This is a genomic window from Amycolatopsis bartoniae (assembly GCF_014191255.1).
In the GTDB taxonomy this organism is placed as follows: Bacteria; Actinomycetota; Actinomycetes; order Mycobacteriales; family Pseudonocardiaceae; genus Amycolatopsis_E; species Amycolatopsis_E bartoniae.
This window is the reverse complement of sequence record NZ_JACHWH010000004.1, coordinates 443,096-457,745: the sequence shown is the minus strand read 5'-3', so window position 1 is coordinate 457,745 and position 14,650 is coordinate 443,096. Positions and strand designations below refer to the sequence as shown.

At 68.9% G+C, this 14,650-nt stretch carries 14 protein-coding genes; 6 read left to right on the top strand and 8 right to left on the bottom strand.

The annotated features are described in order from the left end of the window. From FHX82_RS23515 to FHX82_RS23500, 4 genes are all read right to left on the bottom strand, one after another. Positions 1-836: metal-dependent hydrolase family protein (locus FHX82_RS23515; RefSeq protein ID WP_183176783.1), on the bottom strand; the 836-nt coding region annotated here is incomplete at its 3' end. Then, positions 833-2,266, bottom strand: a complete 1,434-nt coding sequence (locus FHX82_RS23510) for a sodium:solute symporter family protein (protein ID WP_145937993.1) — start codon at positions 2,264-2,266, stop codon at positions 833-835. The genes FHX82_RS23510 and FHX82_RS23515, both read right to left, overlap by 4 nt. Beyond that, entirely contained in the window at positions 2,263-2,460 is a 198-nt protein-coding gene (locus FHX82_RS23505) for a hypothetical protein (protein ID WP_145937994.1), read from the bottom strand. Before FHX82_RS23505 ends, FHX82_RS23510 begins: the two co-directional genes overlap by 4 nt. Before the next feature lie 11 nt (positions 2,461-2,471). Further along, positions 2,472-3,665 carry a M20 metallopeptidase family protein gene (locus FHX82_RS23500; RefSeq protein ID WP_145937995.1) on the bottom strand — a complete coding sequence of 398 codons (1,194 nt, stop codon included), beginning with the start codon at positions 3,663-3,665 and terminating at the stop codon, positions 2,472-2,474. A gap of 107 nt (positions 3,666-3,772) precedes the next feature. Between FHX82_RS23500 and FHX82_RS23495 the strand changes: the two genes are divergently transcribed. Then, on the top strand, positions 3,773-4,783 hold the full coding sequence (locus FHX82_RS23495) for an Lrp/AsnC family transcriptional regulator (protein ID WP_145937996.1): 1,011 nt from the start codon (positions 3,773-3,775) through the stop codon (positions 4,781-4,783). A gap of 10 nt (positions 4,784-4,793) precedes the next feature. Here FHX82_RS23495 and FHX82_RS23490 read toward each other — a convergent pair whose 3' ends face one another. The 4 genes from FHX82_RS23490 to FHX82_RS23475 are packed head-to-tail and all read right to left on the bottom strand — an operon-like array spanning position 4,794 to position 8,439. Next, entirely contained in the window at positions 4,794-5,945 is a 1,152-nt protein-coding gene (locus FHX82_RS23490; RefSeq protein ID WP_145937997.1) for an acetyl-CoA C-acetyltransferase, read from the bottom strand. Then, complete coding sequence (locus FHX82_RS23485) at positions 5,938-6,555, bottom strand: TetR/AcrR family transcriptional regulator (RefSeq protein ID WP_145937998.1); 618 nt, start codon at positions 6,553-6,555, stop codon at positions 5,938-5,940. Before FHX82_RS23485 ends, FHX82_RS23490 begins: the two co-directional genes overlap by 8 nt. After that, the gene (locus FHX82_RS23480; protein WP_145937999.1) at positions 6,548-7,315 is read right to left on the bottom strand and encodes an SDR family oxidoreductase; all 768 of its coding nucleotides are present in this window, start codon (positions 7,313-7,315) and stop codon (positions 6,548-6,550) included. Before FHX82_RS23480 ends, FHX82_RS23485 begins: the two co-directional genes overlap by 8 nt. Continuing rightward, complete coding sequence (locus FHX82_RS23475; protein ID WP_145938000.1) at positions 7,312-8,439, bottom strand: acyl-CoA dehydrogenase family protein; 1,128 nt, start codon at positions 8,437-8,439, stop codon at positions 7,312-7,314. The genes FHX82_RS23480 and FHX82_RS23475 overlap by 4 nt, the downstream gene beginning before the upstream one ends. 502 nt (positions 8,440-8,941) lie before the next feature. Here FHX82_RS23475 and FHX82_RS23470 point away from each other — a divergent pair. The 5 genes from FHX82_RS23470 to FHX82_RS23450 all read left to right on the top strand — a co-directional run bounded on the left by FHX82_RS23470 (position 8,942) and on the right by FHX82_RS23450 (position 14,616). Continuing rightward, positions 8,942-10,429: a FadD3 family acyl-CoA ligase gene (locus FHX82_RS23470; RefSeq protein WP_145938001.1), complete on the top strand. Its 1,488-nt coding sequence runs from the start codon at positions 8,942-8,944 to the stop codon at positions 10,427-10,429. After that, complete coding sequence (locus FHX82_RS23465) at positions 10,426-11,268, top strand: enoyl-CoA hydratase (RefSeq protein WP_145938002.1); 843 nt, start codon at positions 10,426-10,428, stop codon at positions 11,266-11,268. Before FHX82_RS23470 ends, FHX82_RS23465 begins: the two co-directional genes overlap by 4 nt. Before the next feature lie 71 nt (positions 11,269-11,339). After that, entirely contained in the window at positions 11,340-12,620 is a 1,281-nt protein-coding gene (locus FHX82_RS23460; protein WP_229880959.1) for an acyl-CoA dehydrogenase family protein, read from the top strand. Further along, on the top strand, positions 12,617-13,567 hold the full coding sequence (locus FHX82_RS23455; RefSeq protein WP_145938003.1) for an acyl-CoA dehydrogenase family protein: 951 nt from the start codon (positions 12,617-12,619) through the stop codon (positions 13,565-13,567). Before FHX82_RS23460 ends, FHX82_RS23455 begins: the two co-directional genes overlap by 4 nt. Further along, positions 13,564-14,616 (top strand): acyl-CoA dehydrogenase family protein, encoded by a 1,053-nt coding sequence (locus FHX82_RS23450; protein WP_145938004.1) that lies wholly within the window; start codon positions 13,564-13,566, stop codon positions 14,614-14,616. Before FHX82_RS23455 ends, FHX82_RS23450 begins: the two co-directional genes overlap by 4 nt. Positions 14,617-14,650 lie beyond the last annotated feature (34 nt).

Here is a 14,650-nt window from a genome sequence, read left to right as displayed (position 1 = left end):
GCCTTCGCCGACCGGAGGACGGCCAGTGGCGCGACCAGTGTCGGTACCAGCCACGTCCGGTGCTCGAGCATCAACTCGATCGCCTCGTCATCGAGGAAGATCCCGTGCTCGATCGAGCGGATACCCGCGCGCACGGCGTTCTTCACGCCCTCCGCACCCTGGGCGTGCGCCATCACGTACTTGCCCTGCATACCCGCCTCGGTGACGAGCACCTCCAGCTCCCCGGGCGTGAACTGCGAGTGCCGCGGGTCGTCACCCGGGGACAACACCCCGCCCGTGGTACAGACCTTCAGCACGTCCGCCCCCGCGCGCAACAGCGTCCGCGCCACCTTGCGCACCTCGTCCGGGCCGTCCGCTATCGCGGCCGGACGGCCGGGGTGCGGGATCCACGGCCCCGCGCACTGCCCCGACGGCATCCAGTCGTCGCCGTGCCCGCCGGTCTGGCTGATGACATTGACCGAAATCTGCATACGGGGCCCGGGAATCAGCCCGTCGGCGACCGCCCGCTGCATGCCCAGGTCCGCCCCGCCCGCGTCCCGCACCGTCGTGATGCCCGCTTCGAGCGTGCGCCGCAGGTTCCGCGCCGCCTCGTAGAACTGGTAGGAGAACGGCGACTGCACCGACCGCAGCAGGTCGACCCCCGACATCACGACGTGCACGTGGCAGTCGAACAACCCGGGCAGCACGGTCATCCCAGTGCAGTCGACCGCCTCGTCGCCGTCGAGACCGGTGCCGACGTCGACGACCAGCCCGTCCTCGACCACGACATCCCCGGTGGCCCGTTCGCTTCCGGTGCCGTCGAAAACCTGGCCTCCCGTGAACAGGATCCGGCTCATACCCCGGCCACCTCCGCTTTCCGCGCCGCCTTCGTGACACGTTCGACGAGCACCCCGGCCAGCAGCACCACGAGGTTCGCCGCGAGTCCCACGAGGCCTACGTTGACGTGGCCCACCAGGTCCTTGTCGACGAAGGTCAGCCAGATCACCACGACCTCGCCGACGATGATCCCCGCCAGCACCGGCCCCTTGCCGACGGGAACGCTGCGGGTGAACCCGAGCACGTTCGCCGGCGCGAGCTGCACCGATCCGCTGTAGGTGAGCAGCAGCAGGTTCGCCAGCAGGTCGGGCCGGAAGATCCCCAGCAGGAGCGCGAGACCGCAGGCGAACACGACGGTCCCGTGGTTGACCCAGAACTGCGTACGCGGCGCCCGCACCCGGACGATATTGCGCGCCACCAGGGACGAGATGCCGATCAGGATGCCCGCCGCCGGCACCATCGCGGTCGCGATCGCCGCGACCACGACCAGCCCGGTCGCCCACCCCGGCAGCACATCCTTGCTCAGGTTCAGCAGCACGCCGTTGGAGTCCGATCCCTTGGGCAGCACCAGGACCGCGGCGAACCCGATGATCATCGGCAGCAGCAGGCACAGCTCGTAGAGCGGCATCCAGGTGTAGTTGCGGCGCAACACCTTCGGGTCCCGCGCGGACATCACCGCGGGCCACGAGTGCGGCAGGCACATCAGGCCCACGCCGATCGCGCTGACGAGCATGCTCGTGATGAACCACGTGTGGTCGTTGCTGCCCGCGTGCACGGTGAGCAGCTGCGGGTGCAGCTGGTCGATCCGGTGGAACACACCGGAGATGCCGCCCGCGAAGTGCGCCGGCACCGTGACCAGCAGGACCACCAGCACGACCAGCATCATCACGTCCTTGAAGTACGACGTGGCGGCCACGCCGCGCAGCCCGGCCCACAGCACGAACGCGACCACCAGCACGCAGCCGGCGACCATGGACAGCGTCGAGGACGCCGTGTCGCCGGTGACCAGCTTGACGATCAGGCCGAGCCCGGTGATCTGCAGCTGCAGGTACGGCAGGACGAACAACACGCCGAGGACCGCCGAGAGCGTGCCGAGGAACCGGCTGCCGAAGCGGTCGGCGAGGAAGTCGCTCTGCGTCAGGTAGCCGCGTTCCTTGCCCAGCGACCACAGGCGTTTGGCGAGGAAGAACAGCACCAGGTAACCGATCGGCACGTACGGCAGCGAGTACATCGCCGCGACCCCGCCGCTGAACGCCAGCCCCGCCATGCCGAGGAACGTGAAGGTGGTGAACACTTCCCCGGCCTGCAGGAACCACATGGTGATGGCGCCGAACTTCCGCCCGCCGACCGCCCATTCGGACAGGTCGGCCGCGGGCGTGCGGCGGCCGAGGAAACCGAGCACGCCGATCAGCAGGATCCCGGCGAAGGTGAAGACGAGGGTGACCGTCACTCGTCCTCCCCCCGCTTGGCCATCATCCGTTCGGCGACGAGCAGCGCGGGCGTGCACAGCACGCACCAGGCCGCGCCCCACACCATCATCTTCGGCAGCCCGAACCACAGTCCGGTGCTGTTGACGAACGGCAGGAACGGCATGACCGTCAGCGCCAGCGCGGGAACCAGGGGCACGAAGTAGTACGGGCGCACGGAGTTGCCTCCTATCGGGGTGCGAGCCGCCTCACCGCGAGCTCTGCCAGCAGGGTTGCGGCGTCGGCGACCACGCTGTCGTCGAACACCGCGAGGGGGGAATGGTTGAAGGGGGCGGTTTCGGGGTTCTCGGCCGGGGAGGCGCCGAGGAAGACGAACGCGCCCGGCACACGGTCGAGTACCCGGGAGAAATCCTCCGACGCGGTGACCGGGTTGGGCAACGGCTGGAAGCGCTCCTCGCCGAACACGTCGCGCACCGTGGCGGCCGCGAAGTCGTACGCGGGCCCGGAGTTCACCGTCACCGGATACTCGAGCACGTAGTCGACCTCGGCTTCGAGCCCGTGTGCGGCCGCGACCTCCCGGCAGACCTGGACGGTGTACTTCGCGGCCAGTTCCCTTGCCTGCGCGGAAAAGCTGCGAACGGTGGCTTCGAACCGCGCGTCGTCGGGGATGATGTTCCGCTGGGTGCCCGCGTGGAAGGTGCCGACGCTGACGACCACCGGATCGAACACGTCGAACCGCCGGGTGATCATCGTCTGCAGTGCGGTGACCATCTCGCACGCGACCTGCACCGGGTCGAGCGCCTGGTGCGGACGCGAGCCGTGCCCGCCCGCGCCGACGACCCGCACGAACAGCCCGTCGGAAGCGGCCATCAACGGACCGGGGCGGGAGGCGAACACGCCCTTGGCGAAGCCCGACGACATGACGTGGAGCCCGAAGGCGACGTCGACGGGCCTCCCGGCGGCGTCGAGCACGCCTTCGTCGACCATCCGGCCCGCGCCGTCCCAGCCCTCCTCACCGGGCTGGAACATGAACACGACGTCCCCGGCGAGCCGGTCGCGGTGCTGCGACAGCAGCCGGGCGGCGCCGACCAGGCCGGCGGTGTGCAGGTCGTGTCCGCAGGCGTGCATCCGGCCTTCGTGCCGGGAGGAGTACTCGGCGCCGGTCTGCTCGGTGACCGGCAGGGCGTCCATGTCACCGCGCAGCAGCACGACCTCGCCTTCGCCGCCCTGGCCCCGCAGGACCGCGGTCACGGACGTGACGTCACGGCCGGTGCTGATCTCCAGCGGAAGCCCGTCGAGCGCTTCGAGGACCTTCTCCTGGGTCCGGGGCAGCTGCAGACCGAGCTCCGGGATCTGGTGCAGTTCACGCCGCAGGCGTACCAGCTCGTCGCTCAGCGTGACCGCTTCGTTCCACAGGTCCATCGGTCTCCTTCCCCGTGCTTGATCGTCGATGTTGCGGTAACGGGCAGGAGCACGTGGCGAATGCGAGGATTCCGTCATCTCGAGCCGCCTGAGGAGAAGGATCGACCATGTTGAGCGAGACCGACCTCAGTTTGGTGAACGCTCTGCAAATCGACCCGCGAGCGCCGTGGTCACTCGTCGGGGAGACCCTCGGCATCGGGGCGGCCACGGCTGCCCGGCGGTGGGAGTCACTGGTCGACGAAGGCCGGGCCTGGCTGTCGGCGTACCCGGCCGGACCATTGGCGTCCCGGATGGCGGTCGCGTTCGTGCAGGTCGACTGCGCGCCCGGCCGGGCGCTGGAGGCCGGCGCCGCCCTCGCGGCGGACCCGCACGTGCCGACGGTCGAGTGCGTGGCCGGGCCGTGCGACCTGCTCGTCCACGTCGTGGGGGCGGAGTTCGGCAGCGTGGCGGAGTACGTGGTGCACCGGCTGTCGTCGTTGCCGGGCGTGGCGCGTACGCGGACCCTCGTGTCGGCGCGGCTGTTCAGCGAGGGCAGCCGGTGGCAGGTGCGCGCGATTTCCCCGGGACAACAGGAAGCGCTGGCGACGCGTGTCCGCCCACCGGCGGGGGCACCGCGGTTCGACGAGCTGGACCGCTCGCTCCTGCTCGTGCTCGGCGAAGACGGCCGCCTGCCGTACGCCGAACTGGCGACTCGGCTGGGCACGAGCGCGAGCACCGTACGGCGGCGCGTGGAGATCGCGTTGGCGAGCGGGGCGCTTCGGTTGCGGTGTGAGCTCGCCCGCTCCCTGTCACCCGCCCCGGTGACGACGATGCTGTGGCTGCGCGTGCCGCCCGACCGGCTCGAGTCGACCGCCCGCTCGCTCGCGACCCTGCCGGAGATCCGGATGTGCGCGGCGATCAGCGGGGCGGCGAACCTGCTGGTGGTGGCGTGGTTGCGGACGCCGGCGGACTCGACGGGCCTGGAGGGCGCGATGGTGACCAAGCTGCCGTGGGTGGAGATCGTCGACCGGGCGGTGACGCTGCGGACGGTGAAGCTGATGGGCGCCCTCCTCGACGAGACCGGCCACGCCCGGGCCCGCGTGCCGCTGGACTTCTGGTCTCCCGTCCTGCCCCGGTGACCAGCCGGGCTCACAGCCGTTCGATGATCGTCACGTTCGCGGTCCCCCCGCCTTCGCACATCGTCTGCAGACCGTAGCGGCCACCGCGCCGTTCGAGCTCGTGCAGGAGCGTGGCCAGAAGCTTCGTACCGGTCGCCCCGATCGGGTGGCCCAGCGCGATTCCCCCGCCGTTGACGTTGACCCGTTCCGGGTCGGCGCCGGTTTCCTCCAGCCAGGCGAGCACGACGCTCGCGAAGGCTTCGTTGACCTCGAAGAGATCGATGTCGTCGACACTCAACCCGGTCTTGCGCAAGGCGTGCGCTGTCGCCGGAATGGGACCGGTCAGCATCCACACGGGGTCGGCCGCTCGCACGGACAGGTGGTGCACGCGTGCCTTCGGTGTCAGACCGTGTTCACGCACGAAAGCCTCCGAGGCGAGCAACGCGGCACTCGCACCGTCAGAGATCTGGCTCGCCACCGCGGCCGTGAGCCGCGAGCCTTCACTCAGCGGTTTGAGCGCGGCCATCCGTTCGAGGGTCGTGTCCCGCCGCGGCCCCTCGTCGTGGCGGAAACCGTCGAGAGGCGCGATCTCCGCGTCGAACCGTCCCTCGTCGATGGCCGCGATCGCCCGCCGGTGGCTGCGGTAGGCGTACTCCTCCATCGTCTCGCGGCTGATCCCCCAGTGCTCGGCGATCATCTCGGCGCTGCGGAACTGGGACACCTCGACACTGCCGTACCGCTCCTGCCAGCCCTTGGAACCCGAGAACGGGTCGTCGAAGCCGAACTCCCGGCCCGCCAGCATCGCGGCACTGATCGGGATCCGGCTCATGTTCTGCACGCCACCGGCGAGCACGAGGTCCATCGTCCCGGACAACACCGCCTGCGCCGCGAAGTGGACCGCCTGCTGGCTCGATCCGCACTGCCTGTCGACTGTCACGCCGGGCACGTGGTCCGGGTAGTCCGCGGCGAGCCACGCGGTACGCGCGATGTTGCCCGCCTGCGGGCCGAGCGTGTCGGTGCAGCCGAGGATCACGTCGTCGACCAGCGCCGGGTCGACGCCGGTGCGCTCGACGACCGCCTTGATCACGTGCGCACCGAGGTCGGCGGAGTGCACGGCGCTCAGTGCACCACCTCGCCTGCCGACCGGGGTGCGGACCGCGTCGAGCAGATACGCCTCAGCCATCGGGCCTCCTCTTCACCGGTCGGCGGCGGGCGGCGATCCCGTCGAGCACGATCGCCAGGTACTGCTGGGCGATGCCCTCCGCCGACAGCGATCCCTTCGGGTCGTACCAGTGGACCGCGACCCAGACGGTGTCGCGGATGAACCGGTAGGTCAGCTCGACGTTGAGGTCGGCGCGGAACGCGCCCTCCCGCACGCCTTCGGACAGCAGGCCGGTCCACAGCTCGCGGAACTCGGTGTTGCGCCGGTCGAGGTACTCGAACCGGGGCAGCTTCGCCAGCTGCTTGGCCTCGTTCTGGTAGATTGCGACAGCGTCCGGGTGCGCGTCGATCGCCTCGAACGAGGCCACCACGACGGCTTCCAGGGTCTTGCGCGGCCCCAACCCGGCGGCGACGATCTCGGCGTAGGTGCCGAAGAGCTCGTCGAGGAAGCCGGCGAGGATCTCGTCGGCCATCGACTCCTTCGAGTCGAAGTGGTGGTAGAGGCTGCCGGACAGGATGCCGGCGGCGTCGGCGATGTCGCGGACGGTCGTGGACCGGTAGCCGTGCTCGGCGAACAGGCGCGCGGCCAGGGTCAGCAGTTCGGCCCGGCGGCCGGAGTTCTGGTCAGGCATGCTGGCTGCTCACGGAGATCACCTCACCGGTCAGGTACGACGCGTGGTCACTGGCGAGGAATACCATCACATTCGCCACTTCCCACGGTTCCGCGGCCCTCCCCGAGACCTCGCGGGCGGTGAGTTCGGCCAGCAGCTCCTCCGTGGTGACCTTGGCCAGGAACGGGTGCATCGCCAGGCTCGGCGCGACGGCGTTCACCCGGATCCCGTACGGTGCCACGTCCACGGCGGCGCACCGGGTGAGCGCCATGACCCCGGCCTTCGCGGCGGCGTAGTGGGCCTGCTCGGCCTGTGCCCGCCAGCCGACGACGGACGCGTTGTTCACGATGGCGCCGCCTTCACCCTGGGCGATGAAGGCCCGGGCCGCGGCGCGGGTGGCGCGGAAGGTGCCGTTGAGGGTGACGTCGAGGACCCGCGACCACTCCTCGTCGGACATGTCCACAATGGATTTGCTGCCACCCAGACCGGCGTTGTTCACGAGCACGTCGATGCGACCGTACTCCGCGACAGTGCCGTCCATCAGCCGCTGCACATCGTCTTCTTTCGTTACGTCGCAGGGGATGGCGTGGACTTCTCCCAGTTCTTCGGCCTTCTCTCGCAGCCGGCGCTCGTGCCAGTCGCTCAACACGACACGCGCCCCTTCCTCGAGGCTGCGTTTCGCCACCGCCGACCCGATGCCGGTACCGGCCGCCGCGGTCACCACGACGACCTTGTCCTGCAACAGGTTCGCCCCCTTGGGGTAGCCGGGAACGGGGATCACGGACGCACCTCCCGCGGCAGGCCGAGCACCCGCTCGGCGATGATGTTCCGCTGGATCTCGTTGGATCCACCGTAGATGGTGTCCGCCCTGCTGAACAGGTACACTCGGCGCCAGACGTCCTCCTCGACCATGGACGCCGCACCCCGCACCGTCATCGCCAGCTCGCCGAGGCTGCGGTGCCAGTTCGCCCAGACCAGTTTGGACACTTCCGCCACACCGGGTTCCGTGGAGCCCAGCGTGCGCACGGCGTGGGCACGCATCACCTCCAGGCCCATCCACGCCCGGGCGAGCCGCTCCGCGATCACCGGATCGTCAGCGGCCCCGTTGTCGCGCGCAAGATCCGTGAGCGCCGTCAGCTCCCGACGGAAGCCGACCTGCTGCCCGAGCGTGGCCACGCCCCGCTCGAACGCCAGCGTGCCCATGGCGACCCGCCACCCGTCGCCGGGCGCGCCGACGACGAGCTCCTTCGCGGTGCGCGCGCCGTCGAAGAACACCTCGTTGAACTCGCTGGTGCCGGTCAGCTGCCGGATCGGCCGGACCTCGACGCCGGGTTGCCGCAAAGGCACGAGCAGGTACGAAAGCCCGTGGTGGCGCTTCGATCCCGGCTCGGTGCGGGCGAGGACGAAGCACCAGTCGGCGACGTGCGCGAGGGAGGTCCAGATCTTCTGGCCCTGCAGCACCCACTCGTCCCCATCGAGCCGCGCCGAGGTGGAGACAGCCGCGAGATCGGAACCGGCGCCCGGCTCGGAGTACCCCTGGCACCACAGCTCCTCGACATCGCGGATCTTCGGCAGGAACCGCCGTTGCTGCTCGGCCGTGCCGAAGGCGATCAACGTGGGCCCGAGCAGCTCCTGCCCGAGATGACTGACGCGCGCCGGCGCGTCCGCCCGTGCGTACTCCTCGTGGAACACCACCTGGTCGGCCAAGCTCGCGCCGGCGCCGCCGTGCTCGACGGGCCAGCCGAGGCAGTTCCATCCCGCCGCGGCGAGGTGCCGTTCCCACGCCACGCGCTCGTCGAAGGCCTCGTGCTCGCGGCCGGGACCGCCGAGCCCGCGGACGTGAGCGAACGGCCCGTTCAGGTTCTCCTCCAGCCACGCTCGCAGCCGTTCCCTGAGCTCAGCCATCTCCGCCCCTTTCGTCCACGGCCCTGCCCTCCGCGCTCAAGCGCTCCCGCAGCTCGAACGGCGCCGCCGCGGCAGTTCGAGCGCCGCGGGTCTTTCCACGTCCCGAGCCACGATCGCCGGCCGGGCCTGTTCGGTCCCGCATCCGGCCTCTGCGCCTCGCCGAACACCGAGCACCGAGCGGACACATCACCGCCGCCCCAGTCGCCAGGCCGCTGCACACCGTCCGTCTCGACTCGCCATCCGACACCCAGCAACTCCACCGCACCAGCAACCCAGTCCTTGGCCCGGTTCTCTGCCAGCGCTACCCGCTGCCTCGAGCGCACCGGCAATTCCGGCCCAACAGTCGCCAAGCCGGCAACTCCTGCCCAGGAGCCGCAAAATCCCTCCCGTACACCCACCGAGTCAGCCCCGATGTCCGTGCACCGTTCTCGTCCCGGGCCTCTGTTCAAAACCCGGCGTCCTGCGTAGGCTACCCTACCAAGCACTTGCTAGGGAGAGCTTCATGGAAACCATCCCGGCCGCCGTCGTCCGTGCAGCGGAACGCTTCGGCGATCGCGAAGCGGTGGTCGACGGACCGCTCCGGCTCACCTACACACAGCTGCACCAACGCGTCCGCCACTGCGCCGGCCTGTTGCTCGCCGAGGGAATCCGCCCCGGAGACCGGGTCGTCATCTGTTCGCCCAACACCCACCACTGGGTCGTGGCGGCGCTCGGCGCCCTGCACGTCGGCGCGACACTCGTGCCGCTCAACACCCGGTTCACCGGCCCCGAAATGCGCGATCTCCTCGACCGCACACACGCCCGGGCACTGATCGTCGCGTCGACGTTCCTGGGCGTGGACCGGTTGGCACTGCTGGAAGAATCGGGCGCGAAGCTTCCGGACACAGTGCTGCGGGTGGACCTGACCCAGCCGGCGAACTGGGACGGGGACACCACAGGCGTCGACGAGGTCGCCGCGGCCGTACGGCCGGACGACGTCAGCGACATCCTGTTCACCTCCGGCACGACGGGCCGGAGCAAGGGTGCGATGTCTGCTCATCGGCAGGCATTGGCGGTCGCACGCGCGTGGGCCGAATGCGGCGATCTCCAGCCCAGCGACCGCTATCTGGTCGTGAACCCATTCTTCCACAGTTTCGGCTACAAGGCAGGTATTTTGGCTGCTTTGCTCACCGGCGCGACGCTCGTTCCGGAGCGCATCTTCGACGTCACCCGGACCCTGCGGCTGATCGAAACCGAGCACATCACGGTATTGCCCGGTGCGCCCACGATCTACCAGATGCTGTTGGACAGTCCCCTCCGGAACGATCGCGATCTCAACAGTCTGCGGCTCGCCGTGACCGGTGCGGCGACGGTTCCGGTCGCGCTGGTCGAACGCATGCAGGCGGAGCTCGCCTTCGACACGGTACTCACCGCTTACGGGCTGTCCGAAGCCGTCGTGGCCACGATGTGCCGCCCAGGAGACGATCCGACGACGGTCGCACACACGTCGGGCCGTGCCACGGCGGGATTCGAGGTCCGCACGGATCCCCGGACGAACGAGATCCTGTTGCGCGGTCCCAATGTCATGCTCGGTTACCTCGACGACCCCGACGCGACGGCGAAGGCAATCGACAGCGACGGCTGGCTGCACACCGGCGACGTGGGCAGCCTCGACGAGCGCGGTTATCTGACGATCACGGACCGCATCAAGGACATGTACATCTGCGGCGGCTTCAACGTCTACCCGGCGGAGGTCGAGCAGGTCGTGGCGCGAGTTCCCGGAATAGCCGAGACAGCGGTCGTCGGTGTGCCCGACGCGCGGCTCGGCGAGGTCGGCAAGGCATTCGTCGTGCTGCAGCCGGAAGCTTCCGTGTCTACGGAGGACATTCTGTCTCACTGCAAACGAAATCTGGCGAACTACAAGGTACCGCGACAGGTGGAGTTCTGCGGCGAACTCCCCCGGAACGCGTCCGGCAAGGTGCTGAAGCGACTGCTGAAGGAGAGCCGATGAGCGAAGTCGTCCGTTACGAACGACGCGGACCGGTCGCCGTGGTCACGATGAACCGGCCCGAGTACCGGAACGCGCAGAACTCGGCCATGACCTACGCGCTCGATGCGGCGTTCACCCGGGCGGTCGACGATGTGGAGGTCAAAGTGATCGTGCTCGCCGGTGCGGGCAAGCACTTTTCCGCCGGGCACGACATTGGTACTCCGGAGCGTGATGTCGATGTGTCATTCGATCGCAAAGCCGTGCTGTGGTGGGATCACGTCGACAAGGCGGGGGCGGATCAGCGGTTCGCCCGCGAGTCCGAGGTGTACCTGGGTATGTGCCGCCGGTGGCGCGAAATTCCGAAGCCCACGATCGCCAGCGTGCAGGGCGCCTGCATCGCGGGCGCGCTCATGCTCGCCTGGACCTGCGACCTGATCGTCGCCTCGGACGACGCGTTCTTCGCGGATCCCGTGGTGCGGATGGGCATTCCCGGCGTCGAGTACTTCGCCCATCCATGGGTTCTCGGCCCCCGGGCGGCCAAGGAAGTGTTGTTCACCGGCGAGCGTTTCACGGCACACCAGGCACGTGAATGGGGGATGGTGAACCGCGTCGTACCGCGTGCGGATCTCGAATCGGAAACTCTCACCCTCGCCGGGAAGATCGCCGAGATGCCGTCGTTCGGTCTCGCGCTCACGAAGAAGGCGGTCAACCAGGCCGAGGATCTGATGGGGCTGCGCTCGGGAATGGACTCGGTGTTCGGCCTGCATCACCTCGCGCACGCGCACAATGCGGAGGTCGGCGGCGACTCCTTGGCGGGCCAGACCGCCCGGTCGATGCGCGACACGAACAACGCGAAGTAGGCGGTCCACCCGCTGTGGTTCGTCCCCCCTCCACCGGTGCACTTTCATGACGAGAGTGAGGCACACAGTCCATGGACCTCGATCTCGACGAACGCACGCGCGCGTTTCGCGACGAAGCCCGCGCCTGGCTGGCGGCCAACGTCCCGCGGCAACCGTTGGCGTCCTTCGACACCGCAGCAGGGTTCGAGCAACACCGGAGGTGGGAGGCCGAACTCGCCGATGCCCGGTGGTCGGTCGTGTCGTGGCCCGGTGAGTTCGGTGGCCGGGACGCGAGCCTGCTGGAGTGGGTTCTTTTCGAGGAGGAGTACTACGCCGCGGGCGCTCCCGGCCGGGTGAGCCAGAACGGAATCTTCATGCTCGCGCCGACTCTCTTCTCCCACGGCACTCCCGAGCAACGCAGACGTATCCTGCCGCCCATGGCCCGCGGCGAGGAGATCTGGGCGCAAGCGTGGTCGGAACCCGAAGCCGGCAGCGACATCGCCTCTCTTCGCAGTACCGCCGTCAAGACCGAGGGTGGCTGGCTGTTGTCGGGTCAGAAGACGTGGAGCTCCCGCGCGGCTTTCGCGGACCGTGCTTTCGGCCTCTTCCGCAGCGATCCGGAGAGCGAACGTCACCGTGGTCTGACGTACTTCATGTTCGACCTGAGGGCTTCCGGCGTCGATGTCCGCCCCATCGCCCAGCTCGACGGCGAGCCCGGCTTCGCAGAGATCTTCCTTGATGACGTCTTCGTGCCGGACCGCGACGTGATCGGCGAGCCGGGCAACGGCTGGCGCGTAGCAATGACCACGGCCAACAACGAACGAGGTCTCTCCTTGCGCAGCCCGGGCCGTTTCCTGGCAGCGGCCAACCGGCTTGTCGACCTCTGGCGAGCCCAGGACGAACCCACCGCGACAGCCGACCGGGTCGCGGACGCCTGGATCGGCGCTCGTGCCTATCAGCTCTACACCTACGGTACGGTGGCACGTCTCGCCGAAGGCGGCGCCCTCGGCCCCGAGTCGAGCGTCAACAAGCTGTTCTGGTCCCACCTCGACGTGGCTCTGCACGAGACCGCGCTTGAACTGCTCGGCCCTGCCGCCGAGCTGTACCCCGAGCAGGTCACGACGGGCAACGCTCCACCCTCCAGCGACACCGTCCATCACCTCCTCACCGCGGCGGGAAACTCGTCACGCCCCCAACGCCCAGCCCAGAACAGCGGCGCCGTCGAACGGACGTACGCCAACGACGCACGTGACGACCAGTGGCTCGACGGCTGGCTGTTCTCCCTCGCCGGCACCATCTACGGCGGTACCGACCAGGTCCAGCGCAACACGATCGCCGAACGCCTGCTGGGCCTACCGCGAGGTGACCGATGAAATTCCTCCTCTCCTCCGAGCAGCAGGACTTCGCCACCAGCCTGGACCGTCTCCTGTCCGGCCTGGACCTTCGCGGCGCGATCCAGTCCTGGGCCGCGGGTGAGCACGGTCCCGGTCTGAAAGTGTGGCGCAGCCTGTCCGAACTCGGCGTCACCGCGTTGTCCGTTCCGGAGGAATACGGCGGCCTCGGCGCAAGCGCCGTCGACCTCGTCGTCGCCTTCGAGCGCCTCGGTTATCACGCCGTTCCCGGCCCCTGGGTGGACACCGTCGCAGTCCTACCGGCGTTGCTGGACGACGAGGTCCTGGAGGGCATCGCGACCGGGGAAACCCTGGCTTCGATCGCCGCGCCTCCCGAAGTTCCCTACGCACTGGACGCCGACATCGCCGACCTCCGGGTGTTCGTCGCGCCGAACGCCCTGCATGTCTTCACACCAGGCACACAATTGCGGTCGGTGGACGCGGCCCGCCGTCTCTTCCGGACCCAACCGGGTGACCAGATCGGCACCGCGCGGGACTTCGACCGCGCCTTCGACTTCGGCGCGCTCACCACCGCGGCCCAACTACTGGGGGCCGCCCAGTGGTTGCTCGACACAAGCGTCGCGTACGCCACGCAGCGCCGCCAGTACGGCCGGGAGATCGGTCGTTATCAGGCCATCAAACACCTCCTTGCAGATGTGGCCACGAAACTCGAACTCGCTCGTCCCCTCGTCCACGGCGCGGCCGTCGCCGAGCACTCACCAACTAGGGCCCGCGACGTGTCCGCGGCAAAAGCCGCCGCGACCGACGCCGCCTATCTCGCTGCCCGCATAGGTCTCCAGGTTCACGGAGCAATCGGCTACACCGCCGAACATCCACTCGGCCTGCGGCTCACCAAGGTCCGGGCCCTCGTCGGCGCCTGGGGAACCTCCCATTTCCACCGCACGCGTCTGCTGAAAGAGCTGGCATGACCTTCACCGACGAACAACTGGCGTTACAGAAGACGGTGCGCGCCGTGGTGGAACGACACCCGCAGCCCTGGCCGATTCTGTGTGGGCAAGTAGGCGTTGCCGCGTTGGCCATACCCGAGGAGTACGGCGGCCTGGGCGCGGATCTGCGGGAGCTTCAGGTGGTGGCCGAGGAACTGGGCAGGGCACTGGCCCCGTCCCCGTTCCTCGGCTCAGCCGTGCTTGCCACCTCCGCCCTCCTCGAGGCACGGGAGGAGGTGGCTGCGACTCGCCTGCTGCCGAACCTCGCCGAAGGCTCAGTCGCAGCACTCGCCTGGACGTCACGTGATGGCGATTGGGATCCCGGCCAGGCCGCGTGTGTTGCCTCGGACTCCGTCGTGGACGGGCGCGCCCACTACGTTCTCGACGGAGAGGAGGCCGACACAGTCCTCGTCGTCGCCCAGACCCCCAGCGGCCTCGGCTTGTTCGAGGTCGATCCACAACGAGTTCGCCGCACCGCCTCGACTTCGATGGACGAAACCCGTCGTCTAACCGAGGTCGGCTTCGACCGGGCTCCCGCCGTGCAGATCGGGTCCGGTGATTTCCGGCCCGGACTCCGCCGTGCTCGGGACATCACCTGCGCTGTTCTCGCCGCGGAGCAGGCCGGTACGGCCGCCCGAGCGTTGGAGCTCACCGTCGCCTACACCAAACAGCGGGAACAGTTCGGTCGTCCCGTCGGCGGCTTCCAGGCCCTGAAGCACCGGATGGCCGATCTTCACGTGCTGGTCGAGACCTCCCGGTCCGCGGCCTTCGCGGTCTCCGAGCCAGGCGTGGACGTCTCACGCCTGGCCGCAGTCGCCAAAGCCTACTGTTCCGAGGTTCTCTCGACCGTTGCCGCGGAGATGATCCAGCTCCACGGCGGCATCGCCATCACCTGGGAGCATGACGCCCACCGCTTCTTCAAGCGGGCGCACGGCACCACCCATCTCTTCGGTCAGCCACACCACCACCTTCGACGCGTCGTTCCTTCGAGCGCCATGGCATCAACTCCTTTCCCGGAAGGCCCTTCCTGACGACACGACGAACACCTCGTGCCCACGGCAACCG